The organism is Kineosporia sp. NBRC 101731 (assembly GCF_030269305.1).
Taxonomy (GTDB): Bacteria; Actinomycetota; Actinomycetes; order Actinomycetales; family Kineosporiaceae; genus Kineosporia.
In genome coordinates this window covers 129,961-155,677 of the sequence record NZ_BSTC01000008.1, presented here as the reverse complement: position 1 = coordinate 155,677, position 25,717 = coordinate 129,961, and the positions used below count along the sequence as shown (strand labels likewise).

The following is a 25,717-nucleotide window of genomic DNA, read 5'->3' as shown; positions in this document are numbered from 1 at the left end:
TTAGCCGAAAGTCTGGTCGACCAGCGCGTCCGCACCCAGATCCGGGTCGGCGAGCACCGCCGCCAGAAGGTCGCGCAGTTCCCAGCGTTCCCCCGACCAGGCCAGTGCCCGGGCCAGACCGTCGACGGTCGACGCGTGCAGCCTCGCTGTCGTTCCCTCGCCCTCGACCCACCAGTCCACCTCGACGCCATCCACGACGAGCGCCTCGTGCTCACACCAGGTGGCCGGAGCTTCGGGGAGCAGACCGCGTACCGCCTCGCCCACCGGCTGCTCCGTACCGTCGGCATCGTCGAGAACGCCAGAGATCAGGTCACCCGCACGGGACACGCCGAGCAGGTCGCTCAGCGCACCGGCCCGGGCGGGTGCCACGGGCACCTGCGCCCCGAGGTCATGACGCTGGCGGTACATCGGCGCGTCGACGATCACGGCCTGCGCGACCGGCACCACCACGGTGCGGGACGGGTCGTCCGGATCGAGGGCACGCACGGAAAAGGGACGTTCCGTCTCTTCCACGACCGGCCCGGAGGCCAGATCGGCCATGCGCTCGAGCAGCGGCAGCAACATCGCGGCGGTCAGCTCGACCTCCGGATCGGCCAGCCGGTCCAGCACGTCGTGCAGACCCTGGGCGTCCAGGTCGTCCACCCCGGTGACCACGCCGACCGCGCGGCTCGCGACGGCGTCGAGCCTGGCCAGCCAGTCCGGTGCCGGGGTCAGCAGGGCACGCAGCGACGGCTCGGCGTCGGGTGCCGCGAGGACACCGCCCTCCTCATCGCCGTCGGTCAGCTCGGACCTCAACCACCAGGCGGTGTACGAGGGAACATCGAAGCCCCGGCCGCCCGACACCACTCGCGCCGGGCGCACCAGCGCGGGCCGCAGCAGCGGGTCGCCGGCGATCGCCGTCACCACGTCGGGCAGCGCCTCGGGCCGCACCAGGTCCAGGTCACGGACCGCGATGAGCTCGGAAATCGTTCCGCCAGGCAGCATCTCCGGATGAGTCGCCTGCACCCAGGCGGCGTAGTCGTCCCAGGCGTCGAGCTCCGTGGAGGGCGTGCCCTCCTCGTCGTCCAGCCCCAGCAGGTCGGGCTCCAGTGAGGCCTCGGACGCCAGGAAGGCACCGGGCCCTCGCAGCACACCGACCGCGACCAGGGTGCTCTCGCCCCAGCGCTGCGCCCACCACTCGGGCAGGATGCCGACGTCGTCGGGATGGAACCAGTCGGCGGCCGGACTGCCCTCGATGGCCAGGGCCGACGCCGGGGTGGGTTCTCCGTCCTCGTCACTCAGTTCCAGCTCCCCCAGCCAGGGCAGCTCCCCCGGGCCCAGTTCACCTGCGGTCACGGCCACCGCGACCAAGGCCAGCACTGCGTCGCGCAGCTCGTCGGGCGAACGGTCGAGATCGACGAAAGCACCTGGCTCATCACCGATCTCACGAACAGCCGAGCGCACCACGGGCAGCTCGACCAGCGCTCGCGGCCCGGCCACGGTGACGCCCAGCCGTTCGAGCAGAGGATGCACCGCGTCGGGGTGCACCACCTTCGCACCGAGCACACTCAGCGCCTCGGGCACCGAGATCGGTGCCCCAGCGTCGACATCGGTCTCCGGGGAGGCCAGCAGCAGACCTCGGGCACCGCGCGCGACCGAACCGTCGGCCAGCGGGACCGGCAGGAAAGCCAATGCCTCGCGTACTGTTTCATCGATCGTCAGCCCGGACAGCGCCTCGTAGGCCGCGCGCCAGCGCTGCGGGTCGGGCAGCGCCGGCAGGGACTCGACCGCGTCGGAGAGCCACTGGCGACGCACGTTCAGGTGGTCGAACACGGGCCCGGACGGACGCGGTGCGTGCACGAGACCGTCCAGCCAGGAGGCGAAGACACTCACCACCGCGCGATCGGCGCCGACCGGTCCGGCGAGCGCCAGGGCCTGCGTCGGGCGCAACAGCACCGTGGCGTCCTCGGCCGAGTGCAGCAGCGGGATGTCGGGCAGCAGGGCCAGCACGGCCTCGCGCAGGGCACCGTCCACCGCCCCGGCGGGCAGACCGGTGACGACGAGCGGCCAGGCCTCGCCACCCTCGGCGGCGACCTGGCCGAGCAGATCCGCATAGGCCCGGGCGGCGTTCGCCACGATCAGGTCGGTGACCGGGCCGGCCACCACGTGCCGCCGGGTCACGTCCATCGGCACGGTGGCCACGAGAACCGCCGGCCAGGGCAGGGATTCGTCACTCGGCGTGGGCGCGTTCAGCACCGCCGGCTGCGGCAGATCACCCTCGCCGGAGGGCAGCGCCCAGGTCAGGCTCCAGCGGGTGAGCAACTGCTCCTCGGTCGGCCGGTCGGCCAGCAGTTCCGCCGGGATGTCACCCTCCCGCCGAAGGATTCGCCAGCGGTGCGCGACATCGCGCAGTACCCGCGGCGGTTCACCGGGCAGCTCGACGATGATCTCGTCCAGCCCGGGCAGGGCCAGCAGGAGCACATCGGACACCTCGGCCAGCAACTGCCGTACCCGGGCGGTGGCGTCCGGGCCCGACAGTGGCAGCAGCACCGCCGTGTCGTACCCCTCCGGCGGCACCCCCTCGGCCTCGAAAGGCAGCCGCAGCACCGGAACCTTGCCGTCGCGGCGTTGTAGCTCTTCCGCCAGCTTCGGGGAATTGTCTTCGAAAGCCTTGCGGCTCACCAGTTCGCGAGTATCTGCGGCCGAGAAGCGAACTCCGCCGGATCGACTCAGCACCACCGGCTCGTCGGACACCGCCAGTACAGCCGCGAAACCGACACCGAACCGGCCGACCGTGCCGCCGTCGCGCTTGGCCGAGGCCCGCAGTGTGCACAGTGCCTGCACGCCGTCGGCGTCGAGCGGCGCACCGGTGTTGGCCGCGACCAGCACCGGTCCGCCGGTGCCGCCCGTACCGCCCGGACCGTCGACGGACTCGGCGAGCCGCAGCAGCAACCGCCCGGACACCTCGCCCCGCGACGCGGCATCGGCCGCGTTCTGGGCCAACTCGATCACCAGGCGATCCCGGTAACCACCCAGGACAAGCTCTTCCTCGGCGTTGGCGTCTTCCCGGAACCGGGTCGGCGAGGCCGCCCAGGCCGCCAGCACCCGGTGCCGGATGTCCGCCACACCGAACCGGTCGTTGGTCACGACTGCGGCGGCACCTCGGTCCGGCTCTCAGGCTTACGCTCGTCGTCCGGCGTGTGGCCGGATTCCAGCGTGTGGCCGGATTCCGGCGCCTGACCGGCTTCCGGCGCCTGACCGGCTTCCGGCGCTTCGTCGACAACGACCGGATCGCCTGTAACCGCTGTTTCTTCAGCAGCCGAGGCCTCGCCAGCGGCCGGTACCTCGTCAGCAACCGAAGGCGCATCGGTCACGGCCGGGTCATCCGTCGCAACAGAGTCGGCCGCCGGTGTCAGCTCAGCGGCTTCGGGCACCGATGTCGCCGAATGGTTCTCCGGTGCCTCGACATTGAGGACGTCGGCCACCGAATCGGTGTCAACCGCATCGCGACCAGCGTGGTCGGCTTCGGCAGTTCCGGCCCGAACCGGCCCGGAACCGGCGTCGCCGGCCCCGTCAGGGTCCGGCCCCGTCACCGCGTCCACCGCAGCACCGGCGGTTCCACTGCTGAGGGAGGGGGTTGCCGACTCGGACGGAGTGACCAGTGCACCGTCCGACTCCCGGATGGACTCACCCGGCGCGGTCACTGACGACTCGATCGAGCCGTCGGCGGGCAGGTTGTACTCGCTCACCGGCTCAAGGGCCTGGCCCTGCGAAGATTCGCTCGACGCAACCGTTTCCGGAGCATCGCCGTCAGCCACCCGCGCATCGGGACCCAGCGCGACCGGCGGAGCCTGGTCTTCCTCGGGCTCGGCCTTCACGGTCTGCTCCTGGGGAACACCCCCGAACGCAACCACCTCGACGGCCGGCTCCACCGACTCGACCCGCTCGGTCGGCTCAACCGATTCGGCCTTCTCAGCCGATTCGGCCTTCTCAGTCGATTCGGCTGGCTCAACCGGCTCGGCCTGCTCGGTCGACTCGGCCTGCTCGGTCGACTCGGCCGAGGCGGGCGCTGCCTCCTCGGCAACCACCTCGTCCACCACCGACCCGGCCTCAGCAACCTCGTCTGCGACCGGCTGAACCACCGGAGACTCATCCGTCGCCGTCTCGGCCAGATCAACCTCGTCCGCCACCGACGCGTCCCCAGCCGACTCGCCCGGGGACGACTCGTCCTTCGTGGTCCCGTTCACCGCCGACTCGCCCAGCGGACGCACCGTGACCAGGTCTTCCGGCGAGGCCACCGGCTCCGGATCGATCGTCGGCTCGACCGAGATCTCCACCGGAGGCGAGGTGTCGGGCTCGACCAGATCCTTCATCGTGCCACCGGCGTCCCGCGGGGTCCGGCGATCGGGCACCTGGGCCCGCGGCTCCACATCAGCCGGCGCCTCAACATCGGCCGGCGACTCGGCATCGGCCGACGACTCCGGAGCCTCTACCGACGACTCCGGGCCGACCGCGTCCGCACTGTCGCCGGGAGCCTGGGGCTCATCGACGTCCACCCTCGGCCCGGTCTCGATACCGGGAGCCGACTCGGCCGAAGGCTCGGGAGCCGACAGGTCGAACCGGTCGACGACCGTGTCGTCGAGGATGTGGTCGCTCAGCGGTTCGGGCCCCGGCATCTCCAGGTCGGTCTCGCTGTGCGCACCACAGCCGAAGTCGACCGTGACCACCGAGCCGTCGGCGGGCGACCACTCGTTGGCGCACGCGCCGAACGACTGGCGCAGTCGGCCGGACAGCGGCACGAAGTACGCACAGGTCACACACGAGGCAGCGGACTGCACGGCGATGTCGGCCGTGGGACCGTGCGGACCCCGGTGCCAGCGATCCGCCGCACCCGAAACCCCTTCGGGCCCCAGCACACGCTCGCGCCCCAGCCCGAGCTCCCAGAAGAGCTGCTGGTCGGCGTCGTCTTCGTCGGTGACCGTGTAGCCCGGGACCAGGTTCGGGTCTTCGGGCCGGAACGGCAGCTCGTCGCCGGGGCCCAGGTCACCCGGGGCCAGCCGGTCGGACCACGGCACCCAGTCCGGAGCCATGATCGACTCGGCGCCGGGCAGCAGAACGGTGTCACAGACCGTCACCCGATCGGACCCGGGAACGTGGGCGAGCGTGACCGCCCAGCGCCAGCCCCGGTAGCCCTTCGCCGTGCAGTCGAAGGCGTGCATCGTCAGCCCGGCCTGGTCGACCGACACCGAGAGGTGACGGCCCACGGTGTCCGGCTGGGCGACGTCTTCCGCGGCGCCACGGGCCAGGTCGACCGCGGCCGCTGCTACCGGATCGGGCTCGGTCGGCAGCGCGGCCGGAGCCTGGCCCTGCGGTTCGGCCTGCTCAGGAAAGATCGGGGCCTGGGCCTCGTCGATCGTTCCGGTCACCTGCTGGTCCACCATCTGCTCCACTCCTGCTGCACCCCGACCTGCCTGCCACCGTTCACCGGTTGCCGTGCCACCCGTCGACGACGACGGGGGCGGCGCCGATCTGGCAGTGGCCGCGCCCGCAAGTCTCCCCCATCCGCGCAGGGTGTCGAGCAGGCGCGGGCGGCGAGCCGGTCGGCCGATCACGCCTCGAGGTCGTCCGCTACGGCGCGGAGCACGGTTGCCACCTTGCTCGCGGAAGAACGGTCGGGGTAACGCCCACGGCGCAGGCTGTTGGAAACATTGTCCAGCAGCTTGATCAGGTCTTCGACGATGACCGTCATGTCTTCGGCCGGTTTGCGCATCGCCCGGGCCACGGACGGGCTGGCCTCGACCAGGCGCACGCTCAGGGCCTGCAGGCCACGACGGCCCTCGGCAACCCCGAACTCGATCTTGGCGCCCGGTTTGAGCGTGGTCGTGCCGTCGGGCAGCGCGGAGGCGTGCACGAACACCTCGCCACCGTCATCGTTGCTGGCGAAACCGAAGCCTCGCTCGGCGTCGAACCACTTGACCCTGCCAGTCGGCACGTCTTTTTCCCCTGTCACGTGATGATTGCCGCGGACCTTATTATCCGCGGCAACCGCTCTTGCTCACGATCTGTCGTTTCCTCAAGATTAGCCGTCAGTTGCCGACGTGCGAACGGCTTAATCCGGCCAGATGACCCGAAAGCCACCGGGGGAATCCGAGAAGATCATGGAGGACGACGTCGGCACCGGCCGCGGTGAGTTCGTCGGCCGACTGCGGTCCGGTGATCACACCGACGCTGGTGGCACCCGCGAACCGGGCCGCGGCCACGTCACCGACATGGTCGCCGACGTAGACCGACGCGCCCTCCACCACGAGCAACTCGCCCTTCGCGGTGCCGAACCGGCCCCCGGCGATCAGGTCGGGCCGATGCGGATGGTCGAGCAGACCGATGGCCTCGAGCACGGACCGGACCCCCGGCTCGGACTTCGCCGAGATCACCAGGACCCGGCCGCCGGCCGCGCGGACGGCCGCGAAAGCTTCCGCCACACCGGGCAGCAGCGTGTTCCGCGCCAGCCCGGTGGTGGAGTAGAGCGAGCGGTAGGTGTCGGCCATCCGCTCGACGTCCACCCCCGGCATCAGCTCGGTGATGATCCGGTCGAGCGGGTATCCCATCAGCGGCCAGGCCCGCTCACGATTGACGACCGTGCCCGGCGCACCCCCGCCGACCTGCTGATGGGCCTGTACCAGCGTGGCCACGATGCCGTCGGCGGAGTCGACCAGGGTCATGTCGAGGTCGAAGCCGACCACCAGCTGTTCAGTTGGCACGGCCGCCAGTTTAGGGGGGTTTCGGCACCGCCCGGCACAACTCTCGGCCCGGCGCGACACAACACCGGCACAACAGAGGACGACGAGGCACCCGTGCGGGCCCCTCGCCGTCCGGTGGTGCGGGTACTGGTCAGCTGATGGTCAGCCGGTGGTCAGCGCAGCGACTCGTGCAGACCGCGATAACGCTTGAACGCGTTGCGCAGGTCTTCGGTCGAGCCGCCCGCCAGCTTCGAGCGCAGGCCCGCGAGGTCACGCTCGATCAGGGTGGCTGCCTCGGTGACCGTGGACTCCGGGTCGTCAACGAACTTGGCCTGCAGATCACGCCATTCGTCGTCCGAGGTGACGTCGGTGACGCCGTCGACCGCGTCGGGCGCGGCCGGGGAACGACGCCGGCCACTGTTGATCGAGGTGACCGGAGCTGAAGGCGCGTCGGTGTCGTCGATCTTCTCGCCCTCGGCGACACCGGCCACGACGTCGCGGTCCGAGGTCTTGCCGACGGCCGGGTCCGTGTTGACCGGGACCGTGCCGACCGAGCTGTCCGAACTACCAGAATCCGAGCTGCCGGAAACGGTGTCCACCGGGTCGGGCTGCGGGGGCCGCTCGGCCGGGACCCGGGTGACGACCGGGTCCTTGCCGATGACCTCGTCCTTGCCGACACCGGAGACACCCCCGGAACCGGCGCGGCGGTGGGCCTCGCCGTGCGCGTAGTCCTCCCGCACCGACGGGTCACCCTGCTCCGGCGACACGACCGTGGGACCCGCCCACGACGTCCGTGATTCGCCGCTCTTGCCCTCATCGACCGTCTCGTCGACCGTGCCGCCCACCGGGCGCTCACCGGGACCCGCCTGCCCCACCGAACTCGCCGCACTCGGCCCGGGCCAGCTGGGCCGGGACTGCGCGGAGGTCTCCTGCGGGGTGCCCCGGCCGGCGGTCACCGGGTCCTGAGCGTCCTTGGTGTCCCGGGCTGCTCCGGCGTCCCGGTCCGCCGCGGCGCGGGCAGCCTGATCGGCGCGCCGCTCGGCGGTGACCGCCTCATCCGTCCGCAGCCCGTCGGGGTTCCTGACGTCTTGGTCCGGGCCGTTCGTGGGGGTCGTCATCGGGTCTCCTGCGGGTGCCGGGTGGTGTTCTCGGGGTCAGCGTTCACCGTGGTGCTCTCGGCGACCTTCTCGCCGGTGCCCTCGTGACGGGTGGGGCTGACCGGCGGACGACGCCCGGCGTCGCGAGCCGGCAGCGGCACCGTGTCGCGCACGGGCGTGTCACCATCAGCAACGGGGGCGTCGGCGTGCTTGCCCGCAGCCAGGGGGCGAGTGGTGGATGCCGGCTCGGGCGTACCGACCAGCGCGTGGAACAGCTTGCGGTAGTGCATGAACGCCTGGCGCAGGTCTTCCGTCTCCAGCGTGCCGGAGCTGCGGTGACGCTCGTGCGACTCGTGGGCGCTGCGGTACTCCTGAACGATCTCGGCGTGGTCGACCATGACCATGTCGGAGCGGGTGGCGAAGTCGTCCACGGGGTAACCGCGTTCCTTCATCACCGTGTTGATCAGGGTCTCCGCGTCGTCCACGGCCGCCGGCGGCTCGTCGACGAAGCGGGCCTGGGCCGCGGACCAGCGCGTGCCGAAACGGGCCTTCTCCTCGGTGCTGAGGTCGCGGATCTGGAGCTTGTCGCGGCGGTCCGCGATGGCCGCCAGGCGACGCTCGGCCTTGGTCCGGTTGTCCGAACCGGCCAGATACCGCTCGTACTCGGGCCCGAACCGGTCTTTCAGCTCTGACCGTCGCTGCTGGAGTTCCGCGTTACGGCGGGCCTTCTGGAAGGCGAAGAGACCGAGCAGCAGCAAAGCCAGCAAGACGATGATGACGATCGCCGTAACCATGCGTCCTCCTTCTTCAGACGCGTCCGGACGACCCGGAGCGTTTTCCTTGATCGAGCATCCCCACACATCGGGCAAACCGCTTGTCGAGATGCCAACGCCACGCCCCCGACAGGTCGGGCGGATCGCTGCGGGCGATTACCGTTAGGCCGTGCCTCCCACCCCCGTGCGCAGCCTGGCCGACGAACTGCGTAGCTGGGACGACGAGGCGCTGGTCTCGCTCCTGGAGCAGCGCCCCGACCTGACCGTGCCGCCACCGGTCGATCTGGGCGGCCTGGCCACGGCCGCCGTGAGCCGGCTGTCGGTGCAGCGCGCCGTCGACGGGCTGGACGCGCGCACGCTTCAGGTACTGGAGGTGCTGGCCGTCAGCCCCGAGCCGGTGTCGTCGGGTGAGCTGACCCGCCGCTGGGGTGCCCCGGTGAGCGGCCCGCTGGCCCGGTTGCGCGGGCTGGGCCTGGTCTGGGGCGGTATCCGTTCCCTGCACCTGGTGCGCGCCGCCCGGGAGAGCCTCGGCCCGCACCCCGCCGGTCTGGGCCCGCCGCTGGACGAGGCCCTGGGCCGCCGCTCACCGCAGCGCCTGGCCGAGGTGATGGAAGACCTCGGACTGCCGCCCTCCGGCGACCCGGACACGGCGCTGGCCCGCCTGGCCAAGCACCTGGGTGACCCGGACACGGTGAAGGCCCTGCTGGAGAAGGCCCCGGCGAACGCGGCCCAGGTGCTGGAACGGCTGGTCTGGGGGCCGCCCGTGGGGCAGGTGCCCGACGCCGACCGCCCGGTGCGGGCCGGCACCGCGGGCTCGCCGGTGGAGTGGCTACTCGCCCACGGCCTGCTCGCCGTCGCCGACCCGGGCCACGTGGTGCTGCCGCGCGAGATCGGGATGGCGTTGCGTGGGGGCCGGGTGCACCGCCGCCCCGAGCAGAGCCCGCCCGCCCTGCCGGTGCGCGAGCGCAAGGCTCGGCACGTCGACGACACGGCGGCCCTGTCCGCGGCCGAGGCGGTGCGGCTGGTCGAGGAACTGTGCAGCGCCTGGGGCACCGACCCGCCACCGTTGCTGCGGGCCGGTGGGCTGAGCGTGCGTGACCTGCGCCGGGTCGCCACGCAGCTCGACATCGACGAGACCCCGGCGGCCCTGGTGGTGGAGATCGCCCTGGCCGCCGGGCTGATCGCGGACGACGGCGAGGCCGACCCGTCGTGGCTGCCCACCCCCGACTTCGACGTCTGGCTGGCCGGCAGCATCGGCGAGCGCTGGGCCCGGATCGCGCTGGCCTGGTGGGACAGTCCCCGGGCGGCGGCCCTGATCGGCTCGCGGGGCCCGAAGGACGGGCCGATCGCGGCGCTCGGGCCCCTGGTGGAGCGCCCGCAGGCGCGGATCGTGCGGCAGCACGTGCTGACGGATCTCTCGGTGGAGACGATCCATCGCCCCTCCCGCAGCGACGACACCGTCAGCGCTATGGAAGACGCGTCCGGCTCCGGTCTCGTGGAGCGGCTGGTGTGGACCTCTCCCCGCCGGTCGTCGGCGTCGCAGCCGGAGTTGGTGCGGTGGGCCCTCACCGAGGCGGCGTGGCTGGGAATCACCGGTATGGCGGCTATCTCGTCGTTCGGGCGGGCGCTGATCGAGTCGACCGAGTCGAGCGGGGCGGTGCCCACCTACGGTTCGGGGTCCGGTCCGGAGCCCACGGCCGCGCAGGTGTCGCGCCGCACGATCGAGGCCCGGACCGCGGGCGACCTGCTGGACGAGACCCTGCCCGACCCGGTCGACCACGTGCTGCTGCAGGCCGACCTGACCGTGGTGGCACCCGGCCGGCTGCCCACCGTGACCGAGCGCGAACTGCTGCTCATGGCCGACGTGGAGAGCCGGGGCGGTGCCTCGGTCTTCCGCTTCACCGCGGCCTCGGTGCGCCGGGCACTCGACGCCGGGCGTACGGGGGAAGACCTGACCCGCTGGCTGGCCCAGCACAGCCGGACCCCGGTGCCACAGCCGCTGGAGTACCTGATCGCCGACAGCGCCCGCCGGTACGGACGTCTGCGCGTCGGGGTCGCCTCCGCGTATCTGCGGGCGGACGACGAGGGCCTCCTGGCGGAGGTGCTGGCCGACCGGCGGGCCGCCGGGCTGCGGTTGCGCCGGCTGGCCCCGACCGTGCTCGCGGCCGGGGCCCCGCCCGACCTGGTGCTCGCCGCCCTGCGGGAGATGGGTCTGGCCCCGGCGGCCGAGTCGCCGGACGGTGACCTGGTCATCCAGTCCGTGCCGCCGCGCCGCGCCCGTTCGGGAGGTTCCCCGGTCGCGCGACGCCAGCCGCCGCCCACCGCCACCGCGCAGGCCCTGCACCAGGCGGTGCGGGCCATGCGGGCGGTGGACGCGAACGTGCGGCGGCCGGTCACGAACGACTCCGAACCCCCGCCGCTGGTGCCGATGGACCCGGCCGGGGCGATCGCGGTGCTGCGGGAGGCCGCGGCCTCACGTCGGGCGCTGTGGATCGGATACCTGGAGGATGCCGGGCGGCCCGTGCGGCAGATCATCGAGCCGCTGGCCGTGGAGGGTGGCCGGATCCGGGCTCTGGAGCTGAGCACCGGGAAGGTGCGGGGGTACTCCGTGCACCGGGTGATCGCGGTGGCCGGGGCCGCCGAGGGCTCCGGGGGCTCCACCGCTTCTGGGGATGAACCTGGGCAGGAATCGGGTTGAGGTCGTGTCCGGTCCTGCCGGCAATGAGGGAGACTGCATTTCGTGACTGACGGACCACTGATCGTCCAGAGCGACAAGACGCTGCTGCTGGAGATCGACCATGACCAGGCGGCGGCCTGTCGCCGGGCCATCGCGCCGTTCGCCGAGCTGGAACGGGCGCCCGAGCACGTGCACACCTACCGGCTCACGCCGCTGGGTCTGTGGAACGCCCGGGCCGCCGGTCACGACGCCGAACAGGTCGTCGACGTGCTGCTGGAGTACTCGCGCTACCCGGTGCCGCACGCGCTGCTCGTCGACGTGGCCGAGACCATGGCCCGCTACGGGCGGCTGCAGCTGATCAAAGACCCTGACAACGGCCTGGTGCTGCGCGCGCTCGACGTGCCGGTGCTCGAGGAGGTGCTGCGCAGCAAGAAGGTGGCGCCCCTGGTCGGAGCCCGGCTGGATCCGGAGAACGTGCTGGTGCACCCCAGCGAGCGCGGCAATCTCAAGCAGGTGCTGCTGAAGCTCGGCTGGCCGGCGGAAGACCTGGCCGGTTACGTGAACGGCGAGAAGCACCCGATCGAGTTGGCCCCCGACGGCTGGGAGCTGCGGCCGTACCAGGCCGACGCGGTGGACGGCTTCTGGCACGGCGGTTCCGGGGTGGTCGTGCTGCCCTGTGGCGCCGGCAAGACCCTGGTCGGTGCCGCCGCGATGGCGAAGTCCGGCACCACCACGCTGATCCTGGTGACGAACACGGTCTCGGCCCGGCAGTGGCGCGACGAGCTGATCGCGCGCACGTCGCTGACCGAGGAGGAGATCGGCGAGTACTCGGGTTCCCGCAAGGAGATCCGACCGGTCACCATCGCCACCTACCAGGTGATGACGACGAAGCGGAAGGGCGCGTACGCCCACCTCGACGTGTTCGACGCCCGTGACTGGGGCCTCATCGTGTACGACGAGGTGCACCTGCTGCCCGCGCCGGTGTTCCGGATGACCGCCTCGCTGCAGGCCCGGCGCCGTCTGGGCCTGACCGCGACGCTGGTGCGCGAGGACGGCCGCGAGGGTGACGTGTTCAGCCTGATCGGCCCGAAGCGTTACGACGCGCCGTGGAAGGACATCGAGGCCCAGGGCTATATCGCCCCCGCCGACTGCGTGGAGGTGCGCGTCACCCTGCCCGAACGGGAGCGGCTGACCTACGCCACCGCGGAACCGGAGGAGCGGTACCGGCTGTGCGCCACCAGCGAGATGAAGACCAAGGTGGTCGAGCAGCTGGTGCGTCAGCACGCCGGTGAGCAGATCCTGGTGATCGGGCAGTACCTGGACCAGCTCGACGACATCGGGAACCGTCTGGACGCACCGGTTCTCAAGGGCGAGACCTCGGTGGCCGAGCGGCAGCGACTGTTCGACGCGTTCCGCTCGGGCGAACTGCACACCCTGGTGGTCAGCAAGGTCGCGAACTTCTCCATCGACCTACCGGAAGCCAGTGTGGCCATTCAGGTCTCGGGTTCGTTCGGGTCACGCCAGGAAGAGGCCCAGCGCCTCGGCCGGCTCCTGCGCCCGAAGCACGACGGGAAGACGGCCCGGTTCTACGCCGTCATCTCCCGCGACACCCTCGACCAGGACTTCGCCGCGCACCGGCAGCGCTTCCTGGCCGAGCAGGGATACGCCTACCGGATCATGGACGCCGAGGAGATCGGGGCCCGGGAGCCGGAGGCCTGAGGTCTTCACCCGCTGAGAGCGGCGTACTGCCCGTGCCGCTCGAGAAGTGTTTCGTGAGTGCCGGTCTCGACGATCCGGCCGTGGTCGAGCACCGCGATCAGGTCGGCGTCGCGCACCGTGGAGAGCCGGTGGGCGATGGTGATCGTGGTGCGGCCCCGGGCCAGTTCGTCGAAGGCCTGCTGCACGGCCCGCTCGGTGGCGGTGTCCAGGGCGCTGGTGGCCTCGTCCAGCACGAGCACCCGCGGGTCACGCAGCAGCGTGCGGGCGATGGCCAGGCGCTGCTTCTCGCCCCCGGAGAACCGGTGGCCCCGTGAGCCGACCATGGTGTCGTAACCGTCGGGCAGCGAGGCGATCAGGTCGTGCACCTGGGCGGCACGGGCCGCGGCCTCGATCTGCTCGTCGGTCGCGTCCGGCCGGGCGTAGCGCAGATTCTCCCGCACCGTGGTGTGCAGCAGGTAGGTCTCCTGGCTGACCACACCGACGACCTTCGCCAGGTCTTCGAGCCGGAACCGGCGCAGGTCGATGCCGTCGATCGTGATCCGGCCGGCGGTAGGGTCGGCCAGCCGGGCCACCAGAGATCCGAGAGTGCTCTTCCCCGAACCGGTCTCGCCGACCAGGGCGAGAGTGTTCCCGGCCGGGACGATGAGATCGACACCGGCCAGGGCCGCGGTGCGGTTGCCGGGATAGGTGAAGGTGACGTCTTCGATGCAAACGTCACCGCGGATCGAGGCCGGGTCGATCGGCACCGCGTCGGCCGGGTCGTCCACTTCCACGGGCAGGTCGAGGTACTCGAAGATGCGGGCGAACAGGGCCAGCGACGAGGTGATCGACACCCCGACGTTGAGCAGGCTCATCAGCGGCCGGAACAGGTTCTGCTGCAGGGCGGTGAAGGCGACCAGGGTGCCGATGGTCATGTGCCCGGCGGTCGCGGGCAGCCCGGCGCTCAGGTAGATAGCGGCCGGGATGGCGGCGAAGATGACGCTCATCGAGGCCATCCGCCAGCGGCCGGCCAGGTCGGAGCGCAGCTGCAGGTCGATGAGCCGTTCGGAGGTCTTCGTGAACCGCTCGATCAGCGCGGCGCTGGTGCCGAGGGTCTTGCTGAGCTGCACACCACTGATCGAAAGGCCTTCTTCGATGGTGACGTTCAGGTCGGCGAGCTCGCGCTGACGCTGGGCGGTGATGGCCCGGCGCAGGTCGGCGACGCGACGGCTCAAGTAGATGGCCGGCGGCATGACCACCAGCGAGATCAGCGACAGTCTCCAGGAGAGCGCGATCATCGCGACCGCGGTGGCGACCGTGGTGGTGAGGTTGGAGGCGATGGAGGTCGCGGTCGAGGTGACCACGCTCTGCATGCCGCCGATGTCGTTGGTGATGCGTGACTGCACCTCACCGGTGCGGGTGCGGGTGAAGAAGGCGATGGACTGCCGCTGGAGGTGCGTGAACACGTCTGTGCGCAGCCGGTGCATCACCTCCTGCCCCACGCGGGTGCTGATCCAGGTCTGGAGCACACCGAAGATGCTGGTCACCGCGGCCACGGCGACCATGCCGCCGACGAGCCAGACCAGCAGGGAGACCTTCTGCTGCGGGATCGCGACATCGATGATCTCGCGCAGCAGGAAGGGTGAGGCCATCGCGATGATCGACGACGCCACGATGATCGCGATCACCACGGCGAGCGGGGATCGATGGTGGGCGAAGAGCACGCCGACACGGCGCAGCGAGACCTCGCGGGCCTGCGCCTTCTCGGCGGCACGCTGGGCGGGACTGAGTTCGGGGGAACGGGAAGGGCGGGGCAAGAGCGACCTCCGGGATGGGCGAATATTTAGTGAGGTTACCTCACTATGAGGTCCCAACCGTAACCTCGGCTACGGTATTCCGGTGAGTACGCAGGAGGAGAACGAGACGCTGGCCGAGGCGTTCTGGTCGGTGTCGCGAACCCTGCGCCACCGCAGCCACGAGAGCGTCAGTCCGCTGGGCATCACCCCGGCCCAGGCCCGGGCCATCGGCGTGCTGCGCCGGCACGGCCGCCTGCGCATCAGCTCGCTGTCCGACCACCTGCGCATCGCCCCGCGCTCGGGCACCGAGGTGGTCGACGCCCTGCAGGAGCGGGGCCTGGTGCTGCGCTCCCCCGACCCGGACGACCGGCGCGCCACGCTGGTCACGCTCAGCAGCCAGGGCGAGGAGATCGCCGAGGCTGTGCGCAAGGCCCGGGCGAGCGAGGCCGAACAGTTCTTCGACCGGCTCGACGAGGCCGACCGCCGCGAACTGACCCGGATCATCGGTCTCCTGCGCCGCCCCGACACCCAGCAGCCTTAACGGCTGGCGTCCAGGAACTTCCCAGAAACCGGGTGCACGCTAGAGCCGTGGCTGAGAAGACGTTTGAAGCGAAGTTGCTGGTCGTGGACGACGAACCGAATATCCGCGAACTGTTGACCACCAGTCTGCGGTTCGCCGGTTTCGACGTCGTGGGCGCTGCGGACGGCGCCCAGGCCCTGGCGCTCGCCGAGCAGCACCGCCCCGACCTCGTGGTGCTGGACGTGATGATGCCGGACATGGACGGCTTCACGGTCACCCGCAAATTGCGCGAGCGCGGCCGGGACATACCCGTCGTATTCCTGACTGCCCGTGACGAGACCGGGGACAAGGTCACCGGCCTCACCGTGGGCGGCGACGACTACGTGACCAAGCCGTTCAGCCTCGAAGAGGTCGTCGCCCGGATCCGCGCCGTCCTGCGCCGCACCGGCGTCGCGACCGACGCCGCCAGTGGGCGACTCGTCTTCCACGATCTCGAACTGGACGAGGACTCGCACGAGGTCCGCCGCGCGAACCGCCTGGTCGAGCTCTCCCCCACCGAGTTCAAGCTGCTGCGCTACCTGATGCTGAACCCCAACCGGGTGCTGTCGAAGGCGCAGATCCTCGACCACGTCTGGGCCTACGACTTCAACGGTGAGGCCGGGATCGTCGAGTCCTACATCTCCTACCTGCGACGCAAGATCGACGATGTCGACCCCCCGCTGATCCACACCAAGCGCGGCGTCGGCTACGTGCTGCGTCTTCCTCCCCAGGGCTGATCCCGATGAGCGCTCCGACGCAGAACCTCCTGCCCGCGCCCGAACTCGGGCCCCCACCGGCCCGGGCGAAACGCTCGTCGGCCGTGCAGCGCGTCCGCAATCAATGGAACCAGGCGCCGTTGCGCGCCCGGCTGGTCGGGATCATGGTCGTCCTGCTGGTCGCGGGCCTGGCCCTGACCGGCTTCGCCAGCCAGTACGTCCTGAAGAGCTACCTGGTCGGCAAGGTCGACAGCCAGCTCACCAAGAGCCTGAAACCGGTCGCCGAAGACGCTCTCAACGGGGGCGGCAACAACAGCGACGCGCTGAAGTGGGGCCTCGTCCGGTACGTGATCAAGATCGGCGTGGACAACGGCGGAATCGGCGACGCCGACGTACCGGCCGAGGGCCCGGTGCCCGCCCTGAGCGACATGACCTCCGAGCAGGCCTGGGCCACGAAGAACAAGATCTACACCGTCGGCTCGGAAGAGGGTGAATCTAGCTGGCGGGTCATCGCTTCCGGGTGGAGCAGCCCGGTCGGCACCACCGGGAGCGTGCAGATCGCGATCCCTCTCGACGACGTCGAGGACGCCGTGAACCGTCTGCGCATCCTCATCGTGATGTTCGGCCTGATGGTGACCGTGCTGTTCGCGAGCCTGGGCTGGCTGGTGATCCGGCGCTCGTTCAAGCCGCTCACCGAGGTCGAGGAGACCGCCGCCGCGATCGCCGCGGGCGACCTGTCCCGCCGGGTGCCCGCGCACCCGCCGACGACCGAGGTCGGCCGGCTCACCCACTCGCTCAACGGCATGCTCGCCCAGATCGAGAGGGCGTTCCACCAGCAGGAGGCCTCGGAGCAGAGAACGCGCCGGTTCGCCGCAGACGCGTCGCACGAGCTGCGCACGCCGCTGGCTTCCATCCGTGGTTTCGCCGAGCTCTACCGGCAGGGAGCGGTTTCCGAGCCGGAAGACGTGGCGCGCACGATGAGCCGGATCGAGGACGAGTCGCACCGCATGGGCGCGCTGGTGGAAGATCTGCTCCTGCTCGCCCGGATGGACGAGCAGCGCCCGGCCCGCGCCGAACCGGTCGACCTGGCCGTGCTGGCCGGCGACGCCGTGCACGACGCGCGCGGTCTGGCGCCGGACCGCCGGGTCCGGCTGGTCGGGCTCACCGAGGGCAGCGGCCCGGTCCCGGCCGTGGTGACGGGCGACGACCACCGCCTGCGTCAGGTGGTGGCCAACCTGGTCGCCAACGCCGTGCGGCACACCCCGGCCGGGAGCCCGATCGAGGTGGCCGCGGGGCAGCAGAACAACGTTGCGGTGCTCGAGGTCCGTGACCACGGCGAAGGGCTCGCTCCCGAGCACGCGAGCCGGGTGTTCGAGCGCTTCTACCGGGTGGACGCGTCCCGGGCCCGGCATCAGGGCGGTGGTTCCGGTCTCGGTCTGTCGATCGTCTCGGCCGTGATCGGATCGCACGGCGGACGGGTCGGGGTGACCCAGACCCCGGGCGGCGGTGCCACGTTCCGGGTGGAACTGCCGCTGGCCGGCACCGATCCGGACGAGGCACCCGATGCCCCGGACACCCCGGACGAACTGGGCGACGAACCCCTGTCACCCCATGCCGGTCCGTCCAGCTGAGCGCAAAATCGCTGACCGTCAGTGACCGCCCGTCCGAATGGCCGACCATCGGACGGGCGGTCCTTTGGTCCTGTCCCCACCCGCCACAGCGCTCTCTCCAGGGCATTCCCGCAGGTGTGAGGAAAACCGGCACTACGGCGTGACACCAACCACAGGGTGATCTCGTCAATCCGACTCGTATGGTCTGGCCTGCGGGGATATGCTTGTCCGTACAGGTGATGCCGACCCTCCTCCGGGCATTTTCCGGGAGAACACCGCGTTCCCTGAATCGAAACCAGGCGGTCACAGAGTTGCGAGAGCCTGGCCATCGGTAGAGCACAACGGCCTACGACCCTTTGTTAAGGAGGGAAGATGCTTCACACCGCGACCACCCCGGACCGTGACGACACTGAGGCTCCTCGATCCGTCGCCAACCCCCGTCGCACGCGCCTCGGCGCTGACGGCCGGCCGCTGAACGTTCCGGCCGCCCCGTCCGCCGCTGAATAAAGCGCTTATGGACGCCTAGAACGCTTGCGTTCGAACGGCGATGCCCCGGTCTCACGACCGGGGCATCGCCGTTTTGCGTTCGTTTTACGGTCTCCCCCGCCTACCGGATTCACGTTCTCAGGCTTCTCACAGACGTGGTGCAGCGAACGCCGAGGGGCGGGGCTTGAACTAGTTCACGTCAGCAAGCTGGCCATGAGGGTGAGAAGAATGTCGCAGACCACGAACAACCACGACGAGAACACGTCCTCCTGGGGCAACCACCCGGGTGCCGACTCGTCCGCCACCGACCCGGCTCCGGCTGCGCAGGCTTCCTCCGCTCCGGCCGGCCCGGCGAACGAGACGCAGGCGCAGTCCCAGACCGCCACGACGCCGGCCACACCGGCGTACAGCGCGGCCCCGGGATACAGCGCGACGCAGGACACACAGGCGGTGCAGTCCCCGCAGGCGCCCCCGGCCGCCCCGACGGCACCGGCCGCCCAGCCCCAGCCGGGTGCCCAGTCGCAGCCGGGTGCCCAGCTGTACGGACAGCAGCCTTACGGACAGCAGCCCGCGCAGCAGCACAGCCAGCAGCAGTACGGCCAGCAGCAGTACGGCCAGCAGTACAGCCAGACCCAGCAGAACCCGCAGGCCTACGGGCAGCAGCCGCAGGGCGCCCCGCAGTACGGCCGGCAGCACGATCAGAACCAGTGGCAGAGCCCGTACACACGCCCCCAGTACGGGCAGACCCAGCAGACGGGCTGGAGCAGCGGAGGCCAGAACATGCAGAACACCAGCGGCGGTACGCAGACCCTCACCGCCTACCCGACCACGACCGACACCCAGACCGGAGCCCCGGTCGGCACGCAGACCGGCGCGCTGCCGCAGACCGGCTGGGGCCAGCCGGGCTCGAACGGTCAGCCGGGTCAGCCGGGCCAGCTGGGTCAGGGTGGTCAGCCTCCGCTCCCGCCGAACGGCAAGAAGCGCCGCGAGGCCGGGCAGCCCGGATGGCGTGGTGTGATCGCGACCGGTCTCGGCGCGGCCCTGATCGCCAGCCTGCTCACCGCGGGCGTGGTTCTCGCCGTGAACAACGACGACTCCTCCTCCGTCACCAGCTCGCTCACCTCGTCCTCCCAGAACGACGACTCCGCGCAGGCTCCGGTGACCACCAGCTCCTCGGAGAACCCGGACTGGAAGGCCGTGGCCTCCGCGGTCGAGCCGAGCGTGGTCTCGGTGCAGGTGACCAGCCAGTCGTCCGAGGGTGAGGGCTCCGGCGTCATCCTCGACGCCAAGGGCCGGATCGTCACCAACAACCACGTGGTGACGGGCGCCCAGACCATCGAGGTGGTGCTGAACGACGGCCGTAAGTACACCGCCAAGATCGTCGGCACCGACTCGGCCACCGACCTGGCCGTGATCCAGCTGGAAGACCCGCCGAGCGACCTGAAGCCCGCGACCCTGGGCGACACCGAGTCGGTCAGCGTGGGCGATTCGGTCATGGCCGTCGGTAACCCGCTGGGCCTGGCCGGCACCGTCACCACCGGCATCGTGAGCGCCGTCGACCGCCCGGTCACCACCTCGTCCTCCGAGAGCAGCGACTCGTCGTCCAGCAGCACCAGCGAGACGGTCGTCACCAACGCCATCCAGATCGACGCGGCCGTGAACCCCGGTAACAGCGGCGGTGCCCTGGTGGACGCGCAGGGCAAGCTGATCGGCATCAACTCCTCGATCGCCACCCTGAGCCAGAGCAGCGGTTTCGGCCAGGAGAGCTCCAGCCAGTCCGGCAGCATCGGCCTGGGCTTCGCCATCCCGGTGGACCAGGTCAAGAACATCACCAACCAGCTGATCGAGAACGGCAGCGCCCAGCACCCGTGGCTGGGTATCACCCTCGGCGACGCCACCGTGAAGGTGGACAACGCCGAGCGCGACGGCGCCTCGGTGCAGTCCGTGGTCGCCGACTCCCCGGCCGAGACCGCCGGCCTGAAGAAGGGCGACACCGTCATCGCCATCGACGGCGAGTACATCAACGGCGCCGAGTCGCTCATGGCCCAGGTGCGCGAGCGCACCCCGGGAACCGAGGTGACCGTCTCGATCGTCAGGGACGGTAAGGCCCAGGACGTGAAGGTCACGCTGGACACCCGCCCGGACAGCGCCAACTGATCCCCGCCCGGTCCGAAAGGATCGAAAGGATCGGAAGGTAGCCACACCGCACCACCGTCCGCCTTGGTCCCCCACCCGGGGCGAACGGTTCCGACGGCTGGCCCCCTCCGGCCGTCACAACGAAAGGGCTGATCCGAGCAGCCTTTTCCCGGAAGGCCTTCGGCGATCCAGCAGGATCACCGAAGGCCTTCCGCGTTGTACGCCCTCCGCCCGATCCCGACCGGGCACACCTCCCGTCAGACCGTGAACATTCGCACCGCAGCGTCTTCCACCTCCTGGTACTGCCGCCCCGCCTGAGCCAGCGCGGCCTGGATCTGTTCCAGGGCCACCCGCACCCGCTCCTGCGTCACCCGCCAGTCACCGACCACCGACTGGAACGACGTGGCTGCCGATCCGCTCCAGCTGCCCTGCAACTGCACGAGATGCCGCATCATGCGGTCGACCTCGGTACCGATCTGCTGGGCCGACGCCTGCACCGCGGCACTCGCCTGCACCACCTGGACGCTGTCCACCTCGAACCTGGGCATACCCTCTCCCTCTGCCGAACCCCTGACATCGCGAAATGCCTTACTCAGAGACCGCTCCCGCCTGCGGCCTGGGGGTGCGCACGGGCGGGAGCGGCCGTTCCGCCACCGGTTCAGGTGGCGTGGAACGACCATGACAGCTTCCACCAGAAGGCGTTCGGCACTGCCCACAGAATCCGCGCCTGTGGAAAACCCCGGGTTCGTGTGAGTCACCGAGCCCGGTCGAGCGTGAGGACGCCAGCAAAACGACGCCGCCGCGCACAGCTCCCTCAGGGAGCCATGCGCGGCGGCGGAAGGACAGCGGCCGGCCGGCACTCATCGGATCGGTCGGGACGGGACCTCTCGACCGATCAGACAGAGTGCGCGGGCCGGACCGCCGGTCCAGGTCGTTGCGGGTCGCTGTGCGTCGTTGCGGGTCATTGCGGGTCGTTGCGGGTCGTTACCGACCTCAGTGCGCGGCGTAGGGCATGGGGTTCGGAACTTCCCACACCATGGACAGCCGGCGGCCACCCTTACCGTCGGGCAGCTTCACCCAGTGGGCCACCGGGCTCAGCCCGGCGGTCGTCCACTCCGGGTGCCCCTCGTGCAGCGACGAGTCACCCGTCGCGGAAACCGACTCCGTAGACGACGCACCGGAGACCGTCTCAAGACCATAGGTTCGCTTCATAGTCCCCTAGCCACCTCTCGTTCATCTTTTGTTCACCTTCAGGTTAGCACCTGGTCAAGTAGGACGACACTGGGAACCCACAGGAAACGCCCACCCGCGGCACCCCTCGCCGCGTCACCAGTTTTTACCCTCTGTCATAACAGCACGCAGATGGGTGTTTTCGGAGCCCGCCGACCGGCTGAACCGACCGGAACCGCCGACCGGAAGTGCCTGGAGAGGGCCACGTCACAGCGTCGCCCACCGGCACAAATGCCCCACACCACCGGCTCGCAGAGAGTTCTTCCCGTTCACCCGGGCGACCACACCACCCGGGACGGCGAGCCGCGGTGTGCCCGGTTCAGGCCTCGAACACACCTTTTCCCCAGCGTTGTTTACAGTGGCGAGGTGGCAACGGTGATGCTCGGCCTCCCGAGGACTCGTGGAGAAGGGCGGGTTCCCTCCCTCACGGGGCGACCCGAAGACTCCCGCCTGATCGATACCTATGGACGGGTGGCCACCGATCTGCGGGTGAGCCTGACCGACAAGTGCTCGCTGCGCTGCGGTTACTGCATGCCGCCGGAGGGCCTGGACTGGCTTCCCGACGAACAGGTGCTCTCCGACGACGAGCTGATCCGCCTGATCACCCTCGCGGTTGCGGAGCTGGGGGTCGAGGAGGTCCGCTTCACCGGCGGCGAGCCGCTGTTGCGCCGGGGCCTGGAGCGCATCGTCGAGGCGACCGCCCGGCTACGGACGAAGACGGGCCACGCGCCCGTCACCGCGCTCACCACGAACGGCGTGGGTCTGGACAAGCGCGCCGGAGCCCTGGCCTCGGCCGGGCTGAGCCGGATCAATGTTTCCCTGGACACGCTCGACCCGGAACGCTTCCACCGGATCACCCGGCGCGACCGGCACCGCGACGTGCTGGCCGGACTGACCGCGGCCACCGCGGCCGGGCTCGGGCCGGTCAAGGTGAACACGGTGCTGCTGCCCGGCATCAACGACGACGAGGCCGTACCCCTGGTGCGCTGGGCCCTGGCCCAGGGCTACGAGCTGCGGTTCATCGAGCAGATGCCGCTCGACGCGCAGGGCGCCTGGCAGCGCGAGCAGATGGTCACGGCCGACGACATCCAGCAGGCGCTGGCCGGGGAGTTCGAGCTGGTTCCGGTCGACGCCCGGGTCCGGGGCGCCTCACCGGCCCAGACCTGGACCGCCTCGGACGGCCAGAATACGGGCACCGTGGGCATCATCGCCTCGGTGACCCGGCCGTTCTGCGGCGACTGCGACCGCACCCGGCTGACGGCCGACGGCCAGATCCGCAACTGCCTGTTCGCCCGCGACGAGACCGACCTGCGGGCCCTGCTGCGCTCAGGTGCGGACGACGCGGAGCTCGCCCAGATCTGGCGGGCGGCGATGTGGGGCAAGGCGGCGGGTCATGGCATCAACGACACCTCGTTCATCCAGCCGGCCCGGCCGATGAGCGCCATCGGAGGCTGAGTCTTTCTCATGAGCAACACCCGTATCACCAGTGACAGCCTCACGGACAACAGCAACCCCACGGCAGGGTCGGTCACGATCCGCTACTTCGCCGGGGCCCGGGCCGCGGCCGGAGTGGAGTCCGAGCATCTGTCCATCGCCGGCCCCACCCCCCTTGATGAACTCCTGCTGCACCTGGCCGACCGTCATGGAGCGGCCCTCGCAAGGGTCCTCGAGGCGTCGTCGTTCCTTGTGGACGAGGTCACGGGCGACCGCCTCAGGGTCGTCCCGGTCGGCGCCGTCGTCGACGTTCTGCCGCCATTTGCTGGCGGTTGATCCAGTTTTACTGGGTTTTCGACTCCCAGGAATCTCTCAGTCGACCGTTGTCCTCCCGTGACCCTTCCGACGGGTGACAGTGTCCGGCCTGACGTAGGCTGATCGAGGGCGCCCGTTCCGAAGGCGCCGAAACGGTCTCCCGTTGTCGACGCTGTCCGCCGTGGGTGACCACGGATCAGGATGCGGCAACGTCGCCGTGCGTGACCATAGGCACTCTCATAGGTGCCGATTCACCACGTCGAAGTAGGAGACATCGTTCGGTGACGCAGACCACGGGGCGGGGACCCGACGGGGCCGTACCGGCTGATTCAGGCCGGAAGACCACAGCACTCACCGGACCGCAGACCACCCCCCAGAGCATCAGACCCCGCTCGAGCCGTCTCGAACGCCTCGAGGGCCGCGCCCACGACGTCCTGGCCCGGCCGTGGATGGCCGAAGGTCTGGTCGCGCTCATCGGTGTCGTGGTCTTCACCTGGTGGATCAACCGGCCCAGCCCGTGGTGGGACGAGGCTGTGACCCGCGACGTGGTGTCGCGCAGCACCGGCGAGATCCTCGACCTGACCAAGAGCGTCGACCTGGTCCACGCCACCTACTACCTGCTCGCGCACGCCCTGCTCGGCGACAGCACCTCGATCACCCCGATCCGGCTGCTGTCCGCGGCGGCCGCGGCCGTCACCGGCGTCCTACTGGTGCGTCTGGGCCGGGAACTGGGATCCGGCCGGGTCGGCCTCGTCGCCGGCCTGCTCTGGGTAATCGCGCCGCTGTCCTCCCGGTACGCCCAGGAGGCCCGTCCCTACGCGCTGGTCGCCCTGATGGCCACGGCCGCCACGCTGGCCCTGGTGCAGGTCTGCCGCAAGCCGTGGCTGCGCACACGCTGGGCGGTCTACATCGGCTGCGTGACCGCGCTCGGCCTGCTCAACGTCATCGGCCTCACCATCCTGGCCGTCCACCTCTGTTATGTGCTGGCCACGTCGGCCGCCCCGGTGCGGCACCGCTGGTTCCTGGCCGGCGGCCTGGCCGTGGCCCTGCTCAGCCCACTGCTCTGGTTCTCCAGTCAGCAGAGCGCCCAGGTGGCCTGGCTACCGGTGCCGCACTGGAACCGGCTCACCGGCTTCTTCGAGGCCCAGTACGAGCTCACCTGGATCGTGGTCGGCCTCCTGGTCCTCGCTTTCGCAGGGATCGGCCGGGGCACGCACAACCCGGCCCTGGCGCTCGGCCTCGCCTGGGCGGTGCTGCCGACGGTGATGCTCTGGAGCGTCTCGCAGATACACCCGCTGTACGACTGGCGCTACGTCTTCTTCACCGTGCCCGGAGGTGCTCTGGCCCTGGCCTCGCTGGCCACCCTGCTGCGAGTCCGGTACCTGGCGATCATGCTGCTCGTGTTCACCCTCGGCGGTGCACACATGCAGGCTGTCTACCGCTGGCGGGCCACCGGCCACTCGGAGAATCTGCGGGGCGTGGCCCAGACCATCGAGTCGCAGGCCCAGCCGGGCGACGCGGTGATCTTCCTGCCCGAGTCCCGGCGCGTCGTGAAACTGGCTTACCCGGCGGCGTTCGACGAGGTCGACGACATCGCCCTGGGCCAGACCGGAGCCCGTTCCGCCACGCTGTTCGGTGTCGAGGCCACGACCGCCGACATCACCAAGGCCCTGCGCAAGCGCACCCGGATCTGGGTGGTCACGAGCAACACCCGGCTGGGCGAGAGTGCCGAAGACCCCGAAGCCGACAAGCAGCGGCTGCTGAGCAACAACTTCCACGCCAAGAAGGCGACCGATCTGGGCACTTACCAGGTGCAGCTGTACCAGCGCAGCAGCAAGGAAGCCGGCATCAAGAACGCCGGCTCCAAGAAGTAGATCTCAGGGGCAGGCAACCCACTCGTCGGTACCGTCGGCGAGCACCTGCCGCTTCCAGATCGGCAGCTGCGCCTTGACCTCGTCGACCAGGCGCATGGCGGTCTCGAAGGCCTCCTGACGATGGGCCCCGGCGACCGCGACGGCCAGCGCCGTGTCGCCGATGGCCAGCGTGCCGATGCGATGGGAGACCGCGACGGCCTCGGCGTCGCTGGCGGCGGTGACCTCGGCGACCACCCGCTCCAGCACGGCCTGCGCGGTGGGGTGGCCGACGTACTCCAGGCCGGTCACCTCGCGACCGCCGTCGTGGTTGCGCACCACGCCGCCGAATGTGACCACGGCCCCCGACGACGCCCCCTCGACGCGTGAGGCCAGCGCCTGGAGGTCGATCGGCTGGTCCGTCACCTGCGCCAGCAGCACCTGCCGGGCGGGCGGGACGATCCGGCTGTGGTCGCGTGTGGTCTCGATCGGCACAGGAACCAGGGTAAGCAGCGTTGGAGCATGACTGCGCACCGATCCGTGTCTACGTGCGGATCGACCGTGAAGAGACGTAATTGCGGACGCCGGTCAGCCCCCGGTTCCGGGGTGGGCACCCCAGGTGCG

Annotated in this window: 19 protein-coding genes; 9 read left to right on the top strand and 10 right to left on the bottom strand. The window is 70.4% G+C overall.

Annotated elements, in window-relative coordinates; translation table 11 throughout:
* The 6 genes from QSK05_RS22375 to QSK05_RS22350 all read right to left on the bottom strand — a co-directional run bounded on the left by QSK05_RS22375 (position 1) and on the right by QSK05_RS22350 (position 8,607).
* A complete protein-coding gene (locus tag QSK05_RS22375; RefSeq protein WP_285599244.1) occupies positions 1-3,126 on the bottom strand; it encodes a sacsin N-terminal ATP-binding-like domain-containing protein in 3,126 nt (1,041 codons plus the stop codon).
* Positions 3,123-5,420: a DUF3027 domain-containing protein gene (locus QSK05_RS22370; protein WP_285599243.1), complete on the bottom strand. Its 2,298-nt coding sequence runs from the start codon at positions 5,418-5,420 to the stop codon at positions 3,123-3,125. Before QSK05_RS22370 ends, QSK05_RS22375 begins: the two co-directional genes overlap by 4 nt.
* A 167-nt stretch (positions 5,421-5,587) precedes the next feature.
* Positions 5,588-5,971, bottom strand: a complete 384-nt coding sequence (locus QSK05_RS22365) for a cold-shock protein (RefSeq protein WP_285599242.1) — start codon at positions 5,969-5,971, stop codon at positions 5,588-5,590.
* 94 nt (positions 5,972-6,065) lie between these two features.
* Positions 6,066-6,737, bottom strand: coding sequence for an HAD family hydrolase (locus QSK05_RS22360; RefSeq protein WP_285599241.1), 672 nt, complete (start codon positions 6,735-6,737; stop codon positions 6,066-6,068).
* A gap of 152 nt (positions 6,738-6,889) precedes the next feature.
* Complete coding sequence (locus tag QSK05_RS22355; protein WP_285599240.1) at positions 6,890-7,834, bottom strand: hypothetical protein; 945 nt, start codon at positions 7,832-7,834, stop codon at positions 6,890-6,892.
* The gene (locus QSK05_RS22350; protein ID WP_285599239.1) at positions 7,831-8,607 is read right to left on the bottom strand and encodes a hypothetical protein; all 777 of its coding nucleotides are present in this window, start codon (positions 8,605-8,607) and stop codon (positions 7,831-7,833) included. Before QSK05_RS22350 ends, QSK05_RS22355 begins: the two co-directional genes overlap by 4 nt.
* 148 nt (positions 8,608-8,755) lie before the next feature.
* Here QSK05_RS22350 and QSK05_RS22345 point away from each other — a divergent pair, with 148 nt between their 5' ends.
* On the top strand, positions 8,756-11,284 hold the full coding sequence (locus tag QSK05_RS22345) for a helicase-associated domain-containing protein (RefSeq protein ID WP_285599238.1): 2,529 nt from the start codon (positions 8,756-8,758) through the stop codon (positions 11,282-11,284).
* A gap of 42 nt (positions 11,285-11,326) precedes the next feature.
* Positions 11,327-12,982 carry a DNA repair helicase XPB gene (locus QSK05_RS22340; RefSeq protein ID WP_285599237.1) on the top strand — a complete coding sequence of 552 codons (1,656 nt, stop codon included), beginning with the start codon at positions 11,327-11,329 and terminating at the stop codon, positions 12,980-12,982.
* A gap of 5 nt (positions 12,983-12,987) precedes the next feature.
* Here QSK05_RS22340 and QSK05_RS22335 read toward each other — a convergent pair whose 3' ends face one another.
* Entirely contained in the window at positions 12,988-14,778 is a 1,791-nt protein-coding gene (locus QSK05_RS22335; RefSeq protein ID WP_285599236.1) for an ABC transporter ATP-binding protein, read from the bottom strand.
* Between the two features lie 82 nt (positions 14,779-14,860).
* Here QSK05_RS22335 and QSK05_RS22330 point away from each other — a divergent pair, with 82 nt between their 5' ends.
* From QSK05_RS22330 to QSK05_RS22315, 4 genes are all read left to right on the top strand, one after another.
* Entirely contained in the window at positions 14,861-15,298 is a 438-nt protein-coding gene (locus QSK05_RS22330) for a MarR family winged helix-turn-helix transcriptional regulator (protein ID WP_285599235.1), read from the top strand.
* Positions 15,299-15,345: 47 nt separating this feature from the next.
* On the top strand, positions 15,346-16,053 hold the full coding sequence (locus tag QSK05_RS22325; RefSeq protein ID WP_285599234.1) for a response regulator transcription factor: 708 nt from the start codon (positions 15,346-15,348) through the stop codon (positions 16,051-16,053).
* A gap of 5 nt (positions 16,054-16,058) precedes the next feature.
* Complete coding sequence (locus tag QSK05_RS22320) at positions 16,059-17,663, top strand: sensor histidine kinase (RefSeq protein ID WP_285599233.1); 1,605 nt, start codon at positions 16,059-16,061, stop codon at positions 17,661-17,663.
* Positions 17,664-18,356: 693 nt separating this feature from the next.
* Positions 18,357-20,285, top strand: a complete 1,929-nt coding sequence (locus tag QSK05_RS22315) for a S1C family serine protease (protein WP_285599232.1) — start codon at positions 18,357-18,359, stop codon at positions 20,283-20,285.
* A 236-nt stretch (positions 20,286-20,521) separates the two neighbouring features.
* Here the strand turns inward: QSK05_RS22315 and QSK05_RS22310 are convergent, their stop codons facing one another.
* Both QSK05_RS22310 and QSK05_RS22305 read right to left on the bottom strand, forming a co-directional pair.
* Positions 20,522-20,812: a WXG100 family type VII secretion target gene (locus tag QSK05_RS22310; protein ID WP_231484025.1), complete on the bottom strand. Its 291-nt coding sequence runs from the start codon at positions 20,810-20,812 to the stop codon at positions 20,522-20,524.
* Positions 20,813-21,257: 445 nt separating this feature from the next.
* On the bottom strand, positions 21,258-21,476 hold the full coding sequence (locus QSK05_RS22305; RefSeq protein WP_285599231.1) for a hypothetical protein: 219 nt from the start codon (positions 21,474-21,476) through the stop codon (positions 21,258-21,260).
* Between the two features lie 384 nt (positions 21,477-21,860).
* Here QSK05_RS22305 and moaA point away from each other — a divergent pair, with 384 nt between their 5' ends.
* The 3 genes from moaA (at position 21,861) to QSK05_RS22290 (ending at position 25,117) form a co-directional block, all read left to right on the top strand.
* Positions 21,861-22,949, top strand: a complete 1,089-nt coding sequence (gene moaA / locus QSK05_RS22300; protein ID WP_285599230.1) for a GTP 3',8-cyclase MoaA — start codon at positions 21,861-21,863, stop codon at positions 22,947-22,949.
* Between the two features lie 9 nt (positions 22,950-22,958).
* A complete protein-coding gene (locus tag QSK05_RS22295) occupies positions 22,959-23,264 on the top strand; it encodes a MoaD/ThiS family protein (RefSeq protein WP_285599229.1) in 306 nt (101 codons plus the stop codon).
* A 260-nt stretch (positions 23,265-23,524) separates the two neighbouring features.
* On the top strand, positions 23,525-25,117 hold the full coding sequence (locus QSK05_RS22290; RefSeq protein ID WP_285599228.1) for a glycosyltransferase family 39 protein: 1,593 nt from the start codon (positions 23,525-23,527) through the stop codon (positions 25,115-25,117).
* Between the two features lie 3 nt (positions 25,118-25,120).
* On the opposite strand, the gene QSK05_RS22285 is transcribed toward QSK05_RS22290, so the two are convergent.
* The gene (locus QSK05_RS22285; RefSeq protein WP_285599227.1) at positions 25,121-25,588 is read right to left on the bottom strand and encodes a molybdenum cofactor biosynthesis protein MoaE; all 468 of its coding nucleotides are present in this window, start codon (positions 25,586-25,588) and stop codon (positions 25,121-25,123) included.
* Between the last annotated feature and the right edge of the window lie 129 nt (positions 25,589-25,717).